Annotated in this window: 18 protein-coding genes; 12 read left to right on the top strand and 6 right to left on the bottom strand. The window is 45.3% G+C overall.

The annotated features are described in order from the left end of the window. The first annotated feature begins 330 nt into the window (after nt 1-330). From ACKTRM_RS16330 to ACKTRM_RS16295, 8 genes are all read left to right on the top strand, one after another. Nucleotides 331-1,743, top strand: a complete 1,413-nt coding sequence (locus ACKTRM_RS16330) for a C40 family peptidase (RefSeq protein WP_012118537.1) — start codon at nt 331-333, stop codon at nt 1,741-1,743. 206 nt (nt 1,744-1,949) lie between these two features. After that, the gene (trxB, locus tag ACKTRM_RS16325; RefSeq protein WP_007407423.1) at nt 1,950-2,900 is read left to right on the top strand and encodes a thioredoxin-disulfide reductase; all 951 of its coding nucleotides are present in this window, start codon (nt 1,950-1,952) and stop codon (nt 2,898-2,900) included. Nucleotides 2,901-3,173: 273 nt separating this feature from the next. Continuing rightward, nucleotides 3,174-3,641, top strand: coding sequence for an 8-oxo-dGTP diphosphatase (locus tag ACKTRM_RS16320; protein WP_003151491.1), 468 nt, complete (start codon nt 3,174-3,176; stop codon nt 3,639-3,641). Between the two features lie 25 nt (nt 3,642-3,666). Further along, nucleotides 3,667-4,554: an RNase adapter RapZ gene (gene rapZ / locus ACKTRM_RS16315; RefSeq protein ID WP_012118535.1), complete on the top strand. Its 888-nt coding sequence runs from the start codon at nt 3,667-3,669 to the stop codon at nt 4,552-4,554. Continuing rightward, nucleotides 4,551-5,504, top strand: a complete 954-nt coding sequence (locus tag ACKTRM_RS16310) for a gluconeogenesis factor YvcK family protein (RefSeq protein ID WP_007407422.1) — start codon at nt 4,551-4,553, stop codon at nt 5,502-5,504. The genes rapZ and ACKTRM_RS16310 overlap by 4 nt, the downstream gene beginning before the upstream one ends. Nucleotides 5,505-5,530: 26 nt before the next feature. Further along, the gene (whiA, locus tag ACKTRM_RS16305) at nt 5,531-6,481 is read left to right on the top strand and encodes a DNA-binding protein WhiA (protein ID WP_007407421.1); all 951 of its coding nucleotides are present in this window, start codon (nt 5,531-5,533) and stop codon (nt 6,479-6,481) included. Between the two features lie 23 nt (nt 6,482-6,504). After that, nucleotides 6,505-6,762: an HPr family phosphocarrier protein gene (locus tag ACKTRM_RS16300; RefSeq protein ID WP_012118534.1), complete on the top strand. Its 258-nt coding sequence runs from the start codon at nt 6,505-6,507 to the stop codon at nt 6,760-6,762. 24 nt (nt 6,763-6,786) lie between these two features. Then, entirely contained in the window at nt 6,787-7,533 is a 747-nt protein-coding gene (locus ACKTRM_RS16295) for an arylamine N-acetyltransferase family protein (protein WP_007407420.1), read from the top strand. 60 nt (nt 7,534-7,593) lie between these two features. Here the strand turns inward: ACKTRM_RS16295 and ACKTRM_RS16290 are convergent, their stop codons facing one another. Both ACKTRM_RS16290 and ACKTRM_RS16285 read right to left on the bottom strand, forming a co-directional pair. Next, nucleotides 7,594-7,983 (bottom strand): ribonuclease, encoded by a 390-nt coding sequence (locus ACKTRM_RS16290; protein ID WP_223204413.1) that lies wholly within the window; start codon nt 7,981-7,983, stop codon nt 7,594-7,596. A gap of 205 nt (nt 7,984-8,188) precedes the next feature. Next, nucleotides 8,189-9,154 (bottom strand): 2-hydroxyacid dehydrogenase, encoded by a 966-nt coding sequence (locus ACKTRM_RS16285; protein WP_012118532.1) that lies wholly within the window; start codon nt 9,152-9,154, stop codon nt 8,189-8,191. 400 nt (nt 9,155-9,554) lie between these two features. Here ACKTRM_RS16285 and ACKTRM_RS16280 point away from each other — a divergent pair, with 400 nt between their 5' ends. Both ACKTRM_RS16280 and ACKTRM_RS16275 read left to right on the top strand, forming a co-directional pair. Continuing rightward, nucleotides 9,555-10,136: a beta-class carbonic anhydrase gene (locus ACKTRM_RS16280; protein ID WP_003151503.1), complete on the top strand. Its 582-nt coding sequence runs from the start codon at nt 9,555-9,557 to the stop codon at nt 10,134-10,136. Between the two features lie 2 nt (nt 10,137-10,138). After that, nucleotides 10,139-11,728: a SulP family inorganic anion transporter gene (locus ACKTRM_RS16275; protein ID WP_012118531.1), complete on the top strand. Its 1,590-nt coding sequence runs from the start codon at nt 10,139-10,141 to the stop codon at nt 11,726-11,728. Between the two features lie 45 nt (nt 11,729-11,773). On the opposite strand, the gene ACKTRM_RS16270 is transcribed toward ACKTRM_RS16275, so the two are convergent. Beyond that, on the bottom strand, nt 11,774-12,094 hold the full coding sequence (locus tag ACKTRM_RS16270; protein ID WP_012118530.1) for a MazG nucleotide pyrophosphohydrolase domain-containing protein: 321 nt from the start codon (nt 12,092-12,094) through the stop codon (nt 11,774-11,776). Between the two features lie 115 nt (nt 12,095-12,209). Between ACKTRM_RS16270 and ACKTRM_RS16265 the strand changes: the two genes are divergently transcribed. Continuing rightward, nucleotides 12,210-12,785, top strand: a complete 576-nt coding sequence (locus ACKTRM_RS16265; protein ID WP_007407415.1) for a TIGR00730 family Rossman fold protein — start codon at nt 12,210-12,212, stop codon at nt 12,783-12,785. Nucleotides 12,786-13,028: 243 nt separating this feature from the next. Here the strand turns inward: ACKTRM_RS16265 and ACKTRM_RS16260 are convergent, their stop codons facing one another. Together ACKTRM_RS16260 and ACKTRM_RS16255 are read right to left on the bottom strand one after the other, a co-directional pair. Beyond that, on the bottom strand, nt 13,029-14,405 hold the full coding sequence (locus ACKTRM_RS16260) for an MFS transporter (RefSeq protein ID WP_012118529.1): 1,377 nt from the start codon (nt 14,403-14,405) through the stop codon (nt 13,029-13,031). Between the two features lie 43 nt (nt 14,406-14,448). Beyond that, the gene (locus ACKTRM_RS16255; protein WP_012118528.1) at nt 14,449-15,579 is read right to left on the bottom strand and encodes a 2-methylaconitate cis-trans isomerase PrpF family protein; all 1,131 of its coding nucleotides are present in this window, start codon (nt 15,577-15,579) and stop codon (nt 14,449-14,451) included. Between the two features lie 173 nt (nt 15,580-15,752). Here ACKTRM_RS16255 and ACKTRM_RS16250 point away from each other — a divergent pair, with 173 nt between their 5' ends. Beyond that, nucleotides 15,753-16,613 carry a LysR family transcriptional regulator gene (locus ACKTRM_RS16250; protein ID WP_003151510.1) on the top strand — a complete coding sequence of 287 codons (861 nt, stop codon included), beginning with the start codon at nt 15,753-15,755 and terminating at the stop codon, nt 16,611-16,613. Between the two features lie 43 nt (nt 16,614-16,656). Here the strand turns inward: ACKTRM_RS16250 and clpP are convergent, their stop codons facing one another. Next, a complete protein-coding gene (gene clpP / locus ACKTRM_RS16245; RefSeq protein WP_003151513.1) occupies nt 16,657-17,253 on the bottom strand; it encodes an ATP-dependent Clp endopeptidase proteolytic subunit ClpP in 597 nt (198 codons plus the stop codon). Nucleotides 17,254-17,495: the final 242 nt, after the last annotated feature.

Here is a 17,495-nt window from a genome sequence, read left to right as displayed (position 1 = left end):
CGCCGAAAAAAGAGGTATTCATACGTATTTTTTTGCTTTTCGAATCGAAATCAGGCCGTAATCACCGTTTATTTTGCAAAATATGAGAATTGCAATCACATTGAAATATAACTGTAATAAAAATTGTCGAAACATGATGGTATAATGAGTCTCGTACATAAGAGATTAGTTTATTTTACATGTGCTGTATAATCTATACCAATTTAAAAGATTTAAAGATTCATACATAAAAATCATCAGCCTCACGGGTATGTGAGGGAGCGTAACTTTGATGTTCATAATAGAATTCCAAATGAGAACAGGTTTAAAGTAAAAGGGAGGAAAGAAAAAGTGAAAAAGAGTTTATTAACACTTGGTTTGGCTTCCGTCATCGGGACAAGCAGTTTTTTGATCCCGTTTACAAAAACTGCATCGGCGGAAACATTAGACAGCAAAAAAGCGAAAATCGAAAGCAAGCAATCTGAGGTGGCTTCAAGCCTTGAAGCAAAAGAAAGAGAATTGTCTAAGCTTCAGGACAAGCAGGCTAAGATTGAAAAAGAACTGAAAGACATTAACGCTAAAGCGTTGGATACAAGCAATAAAATCGAAGATAAAAAAGCTGAAAACGAAAAAACGAAAAAGCAGATCGCTGATTTGAAAAAAGAAATCAAAGAAACAGAAGCGCGTATTGAAAAACGCAATGAAATCCTGAAAAAACGCGTTCGTTCTTTACAGGAAAACGGCGGTTCTCAAGGATACATAGATGTTCTTTTAGGGGCGACAAGCTTCGGAGACTTCATTTCCCGTGCGACTGCGGTATCTTCTATCGTTGATGCGGATAAAGACCTGATCAAACAGCAGGAGCAGGATAAAGCGAAACTCGAAGACGCAGAAGCTGAACTTAACGTGAAGCTGAAAAAAGTTCAAGATGATCTTGCGAAACTCGAGTCTATGCAAAAAGACCTGAACAAACAGCTTGATCAGAAAGACAAGCTTTTCGACGAAGCGAAAAACGGCCAGAAAAAAGCGGCTTCCGCTATCTCTGATCTGAAAAAAGAAGCATCAAAGCTTGCAAATGAAAAAGCTGACACTGAAAAAGAACAGAAGCGCATTAAAGCTGAGCAGGCTGCAGCGGCTGCCCTGATCAAAAAACAGGAAGAAGCGCAAAAAGCTTCTGAAGACCAAAACCAAAAAGATGACAGCCAGCCGGCACCGGCGGTTAAAACTGTGAAAAAAGCGGCTGTTTCAACATCATCTGATTCATCTGACAGCTCAAGCAAACCGAAGAGCACTTCAGGCGGATCATCTCATAACAGCGGCGGTTCAGATGATTCTGACGGCGGATCTGTTATTTCAAATTCAGGCGGTATTGAAGGCGCCATCAGCGTAGGATCAAGCCTTGTGGGTCAATCCCCGTACAAGTTCGGCGGCGGACGCACTCAATCCGATATTGACAACCGTATTTTTGACTGCTCTTCATTCGTACGCTGGGCTTATGCTAACGCAGGCGTTAATCTCGGACCTGCAAGCGGCACAAACACAGATACATTAATCGGAAGAGGTAAAGCAGTAAGCGCGTCTGACATGAAACGCGGAGACTTAGTATTCTTCAATACGTATAAAACAAACGGCCACGTCGGCATCTACTTAGGTAACGGAACGTTCCTGAACGATAATACATCACACGGTGTATCCATTGATTCTATGAGCAACCCTTACTGGAAGAAAGCATTCAACGGCAATGTAAGACGTGTCGTGCAATAATGAATAAGACAAGGGCCTTCTATCCCGGAAGGCTCTTTCTTTATTTGTATACCCGCTCAGGAGCTGCCTAATCACGGTTTTTCAGAAAAATGAGCAAAAAAATAGCGAATTGCCTTCAGATTTAATAGGATATGGGTAAGGAATACGATTGATGGGGATTCTTAGTCATATAGGGTGCGCCCCATTTCGAAAAGGAGTGAATCATGGTGTCAGAAGAAAAAATTTATGATGTGATCATTATCGGCGCGGGTCCGGCGGGGATGACCGCTGCTGTTTACACATCACGAGCGAACTTATCCACATTAATGATCGAAAGAGGAATTCCGGGCGGCCAGATGGCCAACACGGAGGATGTTGAAAACTATCCGGGTTTTGAAAGCATTCTCGGCCCTGAACTTTCTAATAAAATGTTTGAACATGCGAAAAAATTCGGTGCGGAATATGCGTACGGCGATATTAAAGAAATCGTTGACGGTAAAGAATATAAAACGGTCAAAGCCGGTTCAAAAGAATATAAAGCGCGTGCCATCGTCATTTCTGCCGGAGCGGAATACAAAAAGATCGGTGTTCCCGGCGAAAAAGAACTGGGCGGCCGCGGCGTATCGTACTGCGCGGTTTGTGACGGCGCGTTCTTTAAAAATAAAGAGCTTGTCGTTGTCGGCGGCGGAGACTCCGCCGTTGAAGAAGGCGTCTATCTGACACGCTTCGCTTCAAAAGTCACCATCGTTCACAGACGTGACAAATTGCGTGCGCAAAGCATTCTTCAGGCGCGTGCCTTTGACAATGAGAAAATTGACTTCAAATGGAACAAAACCGTAAAAGAAATCCATGAGGAAAACGGAAAAGTCGGCAGACTTACTCTTGTGGATACCGTGACGGGAGAAGAGGAAGAATTCAAAGCTGACGGCGTCTTTATTTATATCGGTATGCTTCCGCTTTCTAAACCGTTCGAGAACTTGGGCATCACAAATGAAGAAGGCTACATTGAAACAAACGCTCAAATGGAAACAAAAGTTCCAGGTATTTTCGCCGCGGGAGACATCCGTGAAAAAACGCTCCGCCAGATCGTAACGGCGACAGGCGACGGAAGTATTGCGGCTCAAAGCGTTCAGCATTATGTGGAAGAGCTTGAGGAAACGCTCAAAACCGTTAAATAATCACTGTAATGTTCAGTTTTTGAATCGTTACTGTGTTTTAATTACGCTGTAACACGGGTGAAATACTGATGTTTTAAGATGAATGTAGTAATTGACCCCCTTTTTAATGAATACACTTTGGCACGGATTCCAGTATCCGTGCCCTTTTTTTGCGATTTTCTGTTTTCTGTCAAATAAAAGAAAAGGATGTCGGTGTCTCTGCATTGTGAGAGACATGCCGAAACGGTATAATGAAGAGACGATGATTTGTTGAGAAGGTTAGGTGACGTACTTGTGCAAAGAGTGACAAATTGTGTGCTGCAGACAGATGATCAGGTTCTCCTTCTCCAAAAGCCGAGACGGGGCTGGTGGGTCGCGCCCGGCGGGAAGATGGAAAGCGGCGAATCCGTCAGAGATTCCGTAATCAGAGAGTACAGAGAAGAGACGGGCATTTATATATTAAATCCGCAGTTAAAAGGCGTGTTTACCTTTATTATTAAGGAACAGGAACAAATCGTGTCAGAGTGGATGATGTTTACTTTCGTCGCCGACTCGTACACGGGGCGAAATGTCGCTGAATCAGAGGAAGGCGTTCTGAAGTGGCATGACGTAAAAGATATCCACAGCCTTCCGATGGCCCCCGGAGACGGGCATATCCTTGATTTTATGATCAAGGGCCAAGGGCTTTTGCACGGCACCTTTACGTATACGCCGGACTTCGAGCTGCTCAGCTATCGTTTAGATCCGCAGCTTATCAAATAAAAGAAAGACCGCAGGGGGGAGAAAGATGAGTATGAATGAAAACCATGATATTCAGCTCGTCATCATTACGGGAATGTCTGGAGCGGGGAAAACCGTCGCCATTCAAAGCTTTGAGGATCTCGGCTATTTTTGCGTTGACAATCTGCCGCCTTCCTTGCTGCCGAAATTTTTGGAGCTGATGAAAGAATCAAGTTCAAAAATGAGCAAGGTCGCGCTTGTCATGGATCTGCGGGGACGTGAATTTTTTGACAGGCTGATTGAGGCGCTGGATGAAATGGCGGAAAATCCTTGGATTACACCGCGCATTCTCTTTTTAGACGCTAAGGATTCCATCCTTGTGACGAGATACAAAGAAACGAGGCGTTCTCACCCGCTGGCCGCTACCGGGCTTCCTCTCGAAGGAATCGCGCTGGAACGCCAGCTGCTTGAAGAATTGAAAGGGCGCTCTCAGCTGATCTATGACACATCGGATATGAAACCGCGTGATCTGCGTGAAAAAATCGTGGCGCATTTCGCCACGAACCAAGGTGAAACATTTACAGTGAACGTAATGTCATTCGGTTTCAAATACGGGCTTCCGATAGATGCCGACCTCGTGTTTGATGTAAGGTTTCTGCCGAATCCGTTCTACATTGAAAGCATGAGGCCGCTTACGGGGAAAGATGAGGAAGTGTCATCCTATGTGATGAAGTGGAACGAAACACAAAAGTTTATTGAAAAGCTTGTTGATCTGCTCGGCTTTATGCTTCCGTCTTATAAGCGGGAAGGTAAAAGCCAGCTTGTCATCGCGATCGGCTGTACGGGCGGCCAGCACCGCTCCGTCACGCTCGCTGAGTATTTGGCTGACTATTTTAAAAAAGATTTCTATACTCATGTCACTCACCGGGACATTGAAAAGAGAAGCCGGAAATGAATAAGAAGCCGAAAATCGCAATCTTCGGCGGCGGAACGGGTCTGTCCGTGCTGCTTCGGGGATTAAAGCATAAGCCCGTTGATATTACGGCGATTGTGACAGTTGCTGATGACGGCGGAAGTTCAGGCCGTCTGCGGGATGAACTTCAAATTCCGCCGCCGGGTGACATCCGTAACGTACTGGCTGCTTTGTCAGATGTTGAGCCGCTCGTTGAAAATCTGTTTCAGCACCGTTTCAACAAAGGAAGCGACTTAACCGGACATTCGCTCGGCAATTTGATTTTGGCAGCGATGACAAATATAACCGGTGATTTCTTTCACGCTGTCACCGAAATGAGCAAGGTGCTGAATGTCCGCGGCAGAGTGCTGCCTGCTGCCAACACCAGTGTCGTTCTTCACGCTGAAATGGAGGACGGGCAGGTCGTCTCCGGAGAATCGACAATCCCTTCTTACGGCCAGCGGATTAAACGGGTGTTTCTTACGCCTGAAAAAATTGATCCGCTCCCGGAAACGATTGACGTCATCCGTCAGGCCGATTTAATCATTATCGGTCCGGGAAGCCTGTACACAAGCATTCTTCCGAATCTGCTCGTACCGAAAATCGGAGAGGAAGTCGTCAAGGCTGCGGCCAAAAAAGTATATATATGCAACGTCATGACACAGCCCGGAGAGACGCTGCAATACAGTGCGGCCGACCATGTCAAGGCGCTGAACGATCATATGGAGCAGCCGTTTATCGACACGATCTTAATCAACAATGAGGAGATCCCTGACGAAATCAAAAGCAAATATGCGAAAGAGCTGGCCCGGCCCGTCGACTTCAATGTTGAAAAGCTGAAATCCATGGGGCTTGAGGTCATCAGGGATCAGATTATCACGTATAAAAATGGCGTAATCCGTCACGATACACATAAAGTGGCTTCTCTTCTTGTCGATTTATTAAGGGACTAGAGGCCTTTTGAAATGAGGTGGCTAATATGTCATTTGCATCGGAAACAAAAAAAGAACTGACGAATCTGGAAGTGAAGGACTGCTGCGCCAAGGCGGAGCTGTCCGCGCTGATTCGGATGAACGGTTCACTGTCATTTTCAAACCGCCATCTCGTGCTTGACGTTCAAACCGAAAATGCGGCGATTGCCCGCCGCATTTATACATTGCTGAAGAAACAATATGATGTATCGGTCGAACTGTTAGTCAGAAAAAAAATGCGGCTGAAAAAAAACAATGTTTATATTGTGCGCTTTTCTGAAAATGCAAAGCTGATTTTAGAGGAATTGAAAATCCTCGGAGAGAACTTTGTATTTGAACGGAATATTTCTGAGGAACTGGTGGCGAAACGCTGCTGCAAACGTTCTTATATGAGAGGGGCGTTTTTGGCGGGGGGATCTGTGAATAATCCCGAAACATCGTCGTACCACTTGGAAATCTTCTCGCTTTATAAGGAACATAACGATTCATTATGCGCGCTGCTGAATGAATTTCATCTGAACAGCAAAACGCTTGAACGGAAAAAAGGCTATATTACGTATTTAAAAGAGGCGGAAAAAATCACTGAATTTCTGAATGTCATCGGCGCTCACAATTCACTGCTGCGTTTTGAAGATGTGCGGATTGTCAGAGACATGAGAAACTCAGTGAACCGCCTCGTCAATTGTGAAACAGCAAACTTAAACAAAACCATCGGTGCTTCTCTCAGACAGGTGGAAAATATTAAATACATTGATGAACGGATCGGTCTTGAAGCGCTGCCGGAAAAGCTTCGCGAAATTGCGCAGCTGCGGATTGATTATCAGGAGGTCACGCTGAAAGAACTGGGGGAAATGGTTGCAAGCGGGAAAATCAGCAAATCCGGCATCAATCACAGGCTGAGAAAGCTCGATGAAATCGCAGAACAGCTGCGTACAGGACAAAGCATCACTTTGAAATAACCGTACAGAAAAGGGGAGATCTTATGGTTCAGGAGAAAGTGGAAGTGCGTTTAAAGACGGGTTTGCAGGCGCGTCCCGCTGCATTGTTTGTACAGGAGGCAAATCGTTTTGCATCAGATGTGTTTCTTGAGAAAAACGGAAAGAAAGTGAATGCCAAAAGCATTATGGGATTAATGAGTCTGGCGGTCAGCACGGGGACGGAAGTCACTCTGATCGCTGAAGGCGACGATGAAAAGGAAGCGCTGGAAAAGTTGTCCGCTTATGTGCAGGAAGAAGTGTAAACACTTTGTAAGGGGGACGGAACGATGAATGAGTTTCTGAAAGATTGTTATCAAACGATAGGCTGGGAAAAGGATTCCCTCGATTTCAGCAACCTGCCGGAGTTTTTAAAGGCGCTCGCATATCGGTTTCCGTTTGAAAATCGCGCGGTTTTGTCCAAAAAAGAATATGACGTCACGAAAGAAGGACTGTGGCGGCACATGGTGAAGGAACCTCATGGCGGCCTTTGTTATGACTTGAACGGACTGCTTTATTTCATCCTGAAAGATGCCGGATTTGATGTCAAATTGATCCGCGGAACGGTCTGGAAAAACGGCTGGGCGCTGCCCGGCACACATGCGGCCGTACTTCTTTCCGCCGGGGGGAATGAGTACATCGCTGATGCAGGCTTCGGCCTCAATCTCGCCATGCAGCCTGTGCCGATGTCGGGAGACGAGACGGTATCAGCGGCCGGAGCGTTCCGCGTGAGGATAGAAGAGACGGAATTCGGGACATACCTGCTTGAAATGAACAAAGGGGACGGCTGGCAGACAGGTTACGCATTTTCGCTTGAAGAAATCGATGAAAAGGACCTCAAGTCTATGAAACAAACAATCTTTGAACATGAACGCTCTCCTTTCAACAAACGCCTGCTTGCTTCTAAGCGGACACCGGAAGGGCACATGGTTCTGTCTGAACGCAATATAACAATAAAAAAACACGATGGCACGGCGGAAAACAGCAGAATAGACCGGTCAGAGTTTGAAGAAAAATTTACTGCTCATTTTATATGAAGCTCGCAGGTTCTCTGCAAAAAAAACGGCCTCCGCAGGGAAGCCGTTTTTTGTATGTGTTTATCTCATTTTTGTAAAGGTTTTATAATGATCTGTCGTCTTATAAATCAGCCAGTCGCTTGAGTAAAGAATCCGGTCTGAATTTCTGAAGCCTGATGTATAGTTAATATCCGCTTCACGCCACGTCCGTCCGCTTTTGGCAGGGAGTTTGCCTTCCCTGTTTGAGAAGATGTCTCCGCCGATGCTTTTCCCCGGAGCGACGTCTGCAAGATTCCCCTTTGATGCAACCCAGCCGAGGGCCTGCGCTTCTGACTTTGTAATGTAATTATCAGGAAGCTTATGATAGGTCTGAAGATAATCCGCAACCCCGTCAAACGTGTTGATAACCTGTGCTTCAGTGTGCGCCTTGTGAGAAGATGTATCCGTCTTGGCAGCCGTGGAAAACAGCATCCCCGCCGCGGAGAACAGCACCAGTAAACAAACGGAAATCCACGATAATCGTTTTTTCAAAGCAATACCTCCCATTTTTTATCATGTGAAGCTGATTCCTTTTCATTGTATCAGCATCGAGAGAAAGGAATAGAAAGAATTTAAAAATAGTTCTTTTGATCTAGAAAAAAATAAACCCCGGCTGAAACGGCCGGGATTTTTCATCTCATTGAAATTCCTTCGTGAGGTTTTTCGGCGTTTTTCCGTATACGGCGTCAATCATGTTTTGTGCGGCTTGCTTGAACATATTCAAACGGATTTTTGCCGTTGCTGACCCGATATGCGGAAGCAATGTGACGTTTTCCAGCTGCAGGAGCGGATTGTCTTCGGCGATCGGCTCTTTTTCAAACACATCTAAACCGGCGCCTTTTATCCAGCCCTCCTGCAATGCGCGGATGAGCGCTTTCTCATCAACCGTCTTTCCCCGGGAAATATTGACGAAACATGCCGTATCTTTCATCAATTTAAATTCCCGCTCTCCCATCATATGATACGTTTCGTCAGTAAGCGGCGTAATTAACAGCACAAAGTCTGATGTTTTCAGCAGTGTATCTAAGTCGGCATATGTAACCCCGAGTTCCTTCTCAGCGTCCGGTTTTCTGCTGCGATTATAATACAGCACGTCCATATCGAAGCCGAATTTTGCCCGTTTGGCAGCTTGTTCACCGATTCTGCCCATGCCGATAATTCCTAATGTCTGATGGTGGACATCCATACCGAAAAGAGATTCTTCCTCAACGGTTCCCCATTTGCCGGCGCGGACGAATCGATCCAATTCGGCAACCCGTCTGGCGGAAGACAGGATTAATGAAAAAGCCAGATCAGCGACAGTGTCATCTAAGGTGTACGGCGTATGCGTGCCGACAACCCCGCGTCTTTTCATTTCTTCAATATTAAAATTATCATAGCCGACAGAATTATTGCTGACGACCTTCAGCTTCGGCGCGTGATCCAGTAAATCACTGTCAATCGCCGTTCCGGATGTCAGCAGCCCTTCAGCATCTTTCATTTTTTCGTACAGTTCCTCTTTTGGAATGGTATCTTCTTTCCAGATGTCATACCGGCAATGCTCGCCTATCATTTGTTCGACTTCCGGCGGTATCGGTTTCGCGATGAATACATAGGGTTTCAACGGGCTTCTCCTCCTTTGTCTTTCTTCTCTATTTTATTATATAAGAGAAGCGGTAACGTGAGAAATATTCAAACGCATCACGATAAATTTCTGGTTCTTTTGAACTTAAAATGAAAGAAAAAGAAATGTACATGCTTGATTTCTCCAAACAATAACAGAATCCGCCTATATTTCTGAAGGCAAAATGAGCGGAACCGCTGTTTTCAAAAGCTTTATAGGTTGGTGTAAAGATAAATTTTATTATTTTTGAAAGATATAAATGAACATAATCTGAATTTACAGTCAAATTATCGTGTCTTTTTTTGAAAGCGCTTTTGAGGCCTTTTTCTGTGCTATAATTCCTTACTGTAAGCTGGGTAAGAAGGCTTGCAATACAATCGGATGGGAGATGAATAGAAAAATGGTTTCTTTATCAAGCATTTTGGAGCACAACCAGCAGTTTGTCCAAGAAAGGAAATATGAACCTTACCAAACGACAAAATTCCCGAAAAAAAAGCTTGTCATCGTATCCTGTATGGATACAAGGCTGACGGAGCTTCTGCCGCAGGCGATGGGACTCAGAAACGGCGATGCCAAAATCATAAAAAACGCGGGAGCCATTGTTTCTCACCCATTTGGAAGTGTCATGCGGAGCATTTTGGTTGCCGTTTATGAACTGCAGGCAGAGGAAGTCTGCATCATAGGTCACCGCGAGTGCGGAATGTCGGGATTAAATGCGGCTTCCATATTAAATAAAGCAAAAGAGCGCGGCGTTGAGGACAAATGTCTCAGCCTTCTGCAGCATGCGGGAGTCGATTTGGAAACATGGCTGACCGGTTTTCACAGCGTCGAAGAAAGCGTGGCCCACAGCGTGAATATGGTCAGGCATCATCCGCTCTTGCCTGAAGAGGTGCCGGTGCACGGGCTGGTGATTGATCCGGGGACGGGGACGCTGGATGTTGTCGTTGACGGTTATGAAACAGTCAAAGGAGGATGCAGCTGACGATGCAATTTACCGGCAGATATCAGGGATACAATTTGCAGAAATTTCAGAAAGACCTAATCGCGGGAATTGTGGTCGGAATTGTAGCGATTCCACTGGGAATGGCCTTTGCTATCGCCTCGGGGGTCGGTCCGGAATACGGGCTTTACACCGTTATTGTGGCCGGAATTCTGATTTCGCTGTTGGGCGGCTCTAAATATCAGATCGGCGGGCCTACGGGGGCGTTTGTTCCCATTTTATTTGCCATTGTGATGCAGTATGGTTTTGAGAATTTACTTGTAGCCGGTTTTATGGCAGGCGTCATGCTCGTCCTGTTTGGCGTATTTAAGCTCGGAAAGATTATGAAATTCGTGCCGAAGCCGGTGATCGTCGGATTTACGGCCGGAATTGCGGTGCTGATTTTCTCGGAGCAGATTGCCCATTTTCTCGGTCTGCGCGATATCCAAAAGCATGAAAGCTTTATCCTCAACATTGCGGAAATCGGCAAGAAGATCGGAACCCTTAATTTATACAGCATCCTCATCGCGGGAATTGCTTTGGCTATTTTGCTGTTATCAGCCAGGCTGATGCCGAAGATTCCGGGCGCGCTTGTGGCGCTGCTTGTCTCTACAGCCGCGGCGGTCGTGTTTTTTCCTGACAAAATGGCGACAATCGGTTCTGCTTACGGGGAAATTCCGCGGCAGCTTCCGGCTTTACAGCTTCCGGATTTCTCAATCGATAACATGATCATGATGTTTCCGTCGGCTCTGATCATTGCGCTTCTCGGCGGACTTGAGTCCATATTATCGGCGATGGTCGCGGACAATATGAAAGGATCACGGCATGACAGCAATAGGGAGCTTGTCGGGCAAGGCATCGCCAATATGGCCGCGCCGCTTTTCGGCGGCATACCGGCAACGGGAGCGATTGCGCGGACCGCAACAAATATTAAAAACGGCGCAGTTTCTCCGATTTCCGGTGTTGTCCACGGAGTCACCGTCCTCCTCGTCCTGCTCGTCTTCGCCCCGCTTGCCGTTCACGTACCGCTGGCAAGCATGGCGCCGGTATTGATGGTTGTGGCTTGGAACATGAGTGAGCGGAGGGAAGTCGCCAATATGATGCGGCTGAAAAACACTGATTCATTCGTACTGGCGGCAACCTTTTTGCTGACGGTTCTGTTTGATTTAATCATCGGCGTTTCTGCCGGTCTCGTGCTCGCTTTTGTTTTCTTTATCAGAAAAATGAGCGAATCAACAAGCATCAAAACACCGCATGCCGCTGTCAAATCGGTTAAAAATGATTCGTCCGTCAGCACATATTCCATTGAAGGGCCTCTGTTTTTCGGTTCAATTGATTCACTGGAAACATCGCTGCTGGAGAGGCTTCAGGAAAAGCCGAAGACGCTTATTCTGCTGATGAATAATGTACATTACATGGATACCTCCGCAGAAGCGGTGCTGGGGAATGTGATGAACCGGATCAAACGGCATAACGGGAGATTGATGATCGTCGGATTGCAATCACAGCCGAGAGAGCTGATCCGGAAGACGGGGCTGTTTCATAAAATCGGGAAACAGCATTTCTTTGAGCATCAGGACGAGATAACGGGATAAAATTCAGATACGGCCTGTCCATGAAAAAGCGGACAGGCCGTGTTTTTATTCGGTTTCAAAGCGCTTGATCAGTTTTTCCTGATGGGCTTTCATCGCATCTTCTAACGTGATGCCGTACTTATCGGCAAGGATAGCCAGATTTCCGAGGACGTCACCCATTTCTTCAATCAGCTCCTGCCTGCGTTCAGCCTGGGTCGCGTCTTTTTCATCCGGCCGGTCTCTGCCGATTTCATATGCTCTTACCGCTCGGGCGAGCTCACCCGCCTCTTCCATTAAAAAACCGATTCTGATAAATGGCCCGTACGCCGTCCATCCTCGTTTTTCATAAAAATCTTTCGTCCATTGTTCTGCTTTAGCCATCTGCATGTGAAACACTCCTTATGTCCTGTATGATTCTTATTGATATTATCATATAGAGATGGGACAATATATAGTGTATTTTGATTTATTGATGTACATATATAGATATGGAGATGAAAAAATGAAAACCATTTGTGTATTTGCGGGGTCAAACCCGGGGGTAAATGAAGAGTACAAACGCAAAGCGGCCGAACTGGGTGAATATATGGCGGAGCAGGGAATCGGCCTTGTTTACGGCGGTTCACGGATCGGTCTGATGGGAACCGTCGCCGACGCGTTAATGGCAGGCGGCGGAAAAGCTGTCGGCGTCATGCCGAGCGGGCTGTTCAGCGGAGAGGTTGTTCATCAGAATCTGACGGAGCTGATTGAAGTCAGCGGCATGCATGAGCGGAAAGCGAAAATGAGTGAACTTGCCGATGGGTACATTGCCATGCCCGGCGGCTTCGGAACATATGAAGAGTTATTTGAAGTGCTATGCTGGGCGCAAATCGGCATTCATCAAAAACCGATCGGACTGTACAATGTGAACGGGTATTTTGAGCCGATGATGAAGATGGTCAAGTACAGCATTCAGGAAGGATTTTCGAATGAGTCTCATTTGAAGCTGATACACAGTTCCTCCCGGCCGGATGAGCTGATTGAGCAGATGAATCGGTATACATACCCGATTTTAGATAAGAAATGGCGGGAATTGTAAGTCAGAGGTCTGAAATATGTTTCGGCGGTTGCATCTAATCTATTCTGATGGAAAATTCTCCGCCTATAGAATACCTTTTCTTTCTGGAAATCGTTTTCTCTTTCTCATGCGTATCACACCTTTCTTCAGGATAAGACATATGTATGAGAATAAGATGAGAAAGAGAATGCTGTTGGGGTTGAAAGAAGAACATCCATTTCCTCAGAGGAGATGGATGTTTTGCGGTTTGCAGACTGTATGCGTTTACAACTTTTGTTGCACGAATGTTTCCTCCGATATGAAATCATCCTGCTGCATCTTTTGTTTTTTTGAACTGATTCCAAATATACCGACTGTCAGTGCACAAAGAAACCAGCAGCCTGTAAAAAACAAGAAAACACTTAAAAATCCGTAGCCTGAATACAGGGAACTGACGACAAAGGGACCGGCTACATTCGCAAGACGTCCTACGCCGTAAGTGAGACCATTTCCAGACGCCCTGGCTTCAACCGGATATAATTCCGGCGTATAGGCATATGCGATCGAACTGAAAGTACGCTCAAACATATGCATGAGAAATCCGCATATGACAATGACCATCGGCAAAGGATTGATGCCGTAAAAGAATCCAAGCGCCATAATAATTAACGATAAAACAGAAATGGCCCACTTTCGATCCACACGGTCAGAGATTTGCGACGCAATGAGAGCGCCCAGCGGGGCACCGATCGTTCCCAGAGTGACGTATACGATAGACTCATCCATTGATACGCCTTCTTTTACCAAAAGGGTGGGAACCCACGTGCCAAAGCCTTGAATTGCAATCGTGGAAGCTGCCCACATCGTCACTAAAACAAAAGTTCTTCCTGCCAAAGGCTTTTGAAATAACGTCCGATATGGAACGGATTTTACAGCGGTTTGTCTGCTTCGCAGAGCCGGAGCTGGTTCAGGCAGTTCACCCTTTTCTTTTTCTGCTTTTGCCTCCAGTTCAAGCAGAATGCGGTGTGCTTGTTCGCTTTTTCCTTTCGTGTCCAGCCATTTCGGTGATTCTTCCAGTTTTCTGGCGATCAGCGGAAAAAAAATACCGACCGCGCCGAATAGAAAGATAAACCGCCAGCCGTAAGAGGCGGACGGCACGACCAATTTAGCCACCCAGCCGGCTGCAGGAATTCCGCATATGCCGATTGTAATACAGATTGCCTGATACTTACCCTTAGTTGCGGATGGGAAAAATTCGCTGATATACGTACTTGCCACAATCGTTGTGGCGCCGATACCTAAACTCGTAAGAAATCTAAAAACACCGAGTATTTCTGGGTTCCAAGCCAGAGAAGAGAGGAGGGAGAAGAAAGAGAAAAAGGTGACAACCAGAATTAAACCTTTTTTCCTTCCGAAACGGTCTGAAAACCATCCTCCGGCAGAGGCGCCGATAAACATTCCGAAATAGGAGACAGACGTAATAAAAGCGATGGTATGAGTAGAAATGTTCCATTCCTTTAAAAGTGAAGGCGCCGCATATGAAAACGTATTTAAATCGATAAAATCAAAAAAGTAAGCGAATGAAAGGATAACGAGCACTGCTTGATGGGCCCTTGAAAAAGGCAGTCTGTTTAATCGATTAGACGCATTTACATTGATCATCTCGTATTCCTCCGTTTATCTTTGACTTGTCTGAAGACTGGTATTAACCAATGTGATTCAGCGTATTCAGGTTGTAACTTTGCTTTGTAAACACATAGCCTTCAGAGATTTTTCTTGCTGTGCGTACTACTTTAATCGTTGTTCCATCCGGATCAACATCTGCCTCGGTTTCTAAAATGCCGCTTGGATGTCCCAATCGAATCGTTCTGCCATAGAATGAAAATTCAGATAATATTGTATCCTGCAATAGCATGCCGGCAGTCGTACAAACCGCCCCTGTAATGGCTAAAGCTTGATGCGGTTTTTGCATGGACATCATACGAATGACAAGATCCATCTCTTCTGCGTGTCTCTTTATCCCTTTTGTATCGATATAATCCGCTGGAGATGAGATTAATGTTAGTTTTGGTACGGCAGGTGATTTTGCAGCAGCCTCATGTCTCGGAGCGAATCTGCATTTCTCGGCTGCAATCGATCGGATCATTTCGAGCTTTTTCAATATATCCGGAGTATATTCATCCGGAAGTTCTAAGCCGGTAAGCCCCGTGTCCTCTGCTTTTACAAAGACAAGCGGATTAGCGTAATCAATAATCGAGACCGAGATATTTCCATACGGTGTATCGAGAACATCAATAGGCTGACCAGTGGGAAACAGCTTACCGGTCACCGCTCCTTCAGCCTGGTGAAATGAAAGATAAATAGGAGAAGCTGTACCTGGAACCCCGGGGATAGAGCAGTCCCCCTGGTAATGAAATGTTCCATTTCTGACTTCAACTTCTGCTACGATCACTTTTTGAGTGTTTGTATTTAACATTCTGACTTTTGTAACCGGCTCTTCAGCTTGAACGAGCCCTTTCTCAATAGCATAAGGGCCTACGGCAGAAGAGATATTTCCGCAATTGCCTTTGAAGTCGGTAAAATGGTCAGTCAAACTGACCTGAGCAAACGTATACTCAACATCTGCATCCTTTCTGGCGGATTTCTTAATAATGGCTGCCTTGCTTGTGAGAGAATGGCCGCCGCCGAGACCGTCAATTTGTCTCTCGTCAGGGCTCCCCATAATGTCTAAAAGAAAATCGCTCCATAGGTTTGTATCGTCTGGCATGTCTTTTTGATGAATAAAAACGCCTTTGCTGGTGCCGCCTCTCATGACGGTTACAGGAACTTTTTCCATGCTGTCTCATCCTTACATCATTTTGTGTGGATAAAAAGGTACCGGTCCCTTTGGAAAATATCGTATGATAAATAAGGATTATAAGTAAAACATATAATTTTTATAAAGTTGAATAAAAAAAATTTATAATAAGAGAAAATTTTATAGCAGAAAAATATTTTGGGGGATTTCATATGGATGAAAAGGATTGGATTGTGCTCATTACATTATTCGAAGAAAAAAATATGACGAAGGCGGCAGAGCGATTATATATGACACAGCCGGCGTTAAGTTATCGGCTCAAAAACCTGGAAGCACAATTCGGAGTGCGCCTTTTTTATAAAAGAAAAAAAGGGATGGAGTTCACTTCAGAAGGTGAACATCTGGTTGATTATTCGAAAGAGATGCTGCAGGAATTCAGAAGAGTGAAGGATGATATGCTCAATATGAGCCATGAAGTCAGCGGGGTTCTCAGATTAGGAGTCTCAAGCAATTTTGCTCAGTATAAGCTCCCGGCGATTCTAAAACGGTTTTCTGATCAGTATCCGTCTGTTCAATTCCACGTCAATACGGGATGGAGTGCGAAGGTGATGGATCTGCTTCATCATTCGGGGGTACACCTTGGGATTATGAGGGGAAATTATGATTGGCAAGGGGAAAAACAACTGCTAAATGAAGAGCGGCTGTACCTTATTTCAAAAACTGAAATCAACAGTGAGGACCTTCCCAAATTGCCGATGATTTATTATCAAACTGATGCTTCTTTGAAAAGTTTGATTCAAAAATGGTGGAATAACCAATTTACTGAACCGCCTTTCATTGCGATGGAGGTAGACAGGCAGGAAACCTGTAAAGAGATGGTGAAAAACGGTCTCGGTTATTCTGTTGTGCCGGAAATCTGTCTTCAGCCTTCTGATGAATTATACACATTGGCGCTATCCTATAAAAATAACGAGCCTGTGATACGCGATACGTGGCTTATGTATGATTCTTCAGCGTTAGAATTATCTGTCGTCAAAGCATTCATTACTTTTTTGAATGGGAATAAAGCATAAAAAAACCTGCAAGAGACATCAGCTCTTGCAGGTTTTTTTGGCATTACTTCTGGTCTTCTGTATTGCGTGTCAGCACTTTATCGATTAAGCCGTATTCTAAGGCTTCATCAGCTGATTTGAAGTTGTCGCGGTCTGTATCGCGCTCAATGACTTCAAGCGGCTGGCCGGTACGTTCAGCAAGCACTTTGTTTAATTTGTCGCGAAGCAAGAGAATGCGTTTTGCCGCGATTTCAATTTCTGTCGCCTGTCCTTGCGCTCCGCCAAGCGGCTGGTGAATCATAACTTCACTGTTAGGAAGCGCGTAACGTTTGCCTTTTTCTCCGGCTGCAAGTAAAAATGCTCCCATAGAAGCGGCCATACCGATGCAGATCGTGGATACTTTCGGTTTAATGAACTGCATTGTATCATAGATGGCCATACCGGCAGTGATTGATCCGCCAGGGCTGTTAATATAAATGGAAATATCTTTTTCAGGGTCTTCCGCTTCAAGGAATAAAAGCTGTGACACGATGGAGTTCGCAACGTTGTCATCAATCGCAGATCCAAGCATGATAATACGGTCCTTCAAAAGACGGGAGTAAATGTCATAAGCTCTTTCTCCGCGGTTCGTTTGTTCAATGACTGTAGGTATTAAATTCATAATGCTCCTCCTTCACCTTTTAGGTAAGTATGTATTTACATGATACATTTTTGGTCAATAAAGGTCAAACAAAACGCTGACCAAAATGCCAACCTTTTCTTCTAACACCATTTTTCCCATAAAACAAAAAGTTCAAACAGCAAAGTGGAAATGAGGATGATCAATGCCGGCGCTTGAGAAAATGATATGGCGGGAGCGCTCAAAATAGACCGCAATCACGTCGCTACGTACGGCTGAAGGGT

Origin of the sequence: Bacillus sp. D7-8 (genome assembly GCF_052055895.1) — a bacterium.
In the GTDB taxonomy this organism is placed as follows: domain Bacteria; phylum Bacillota; class Bacilli; order Bacillales; family Bacillaceae; genus Bacillus; species Bacillus velezensis.
This window is presented reverse-complemented; position numbering and strand designations above follow the sequence as displayed.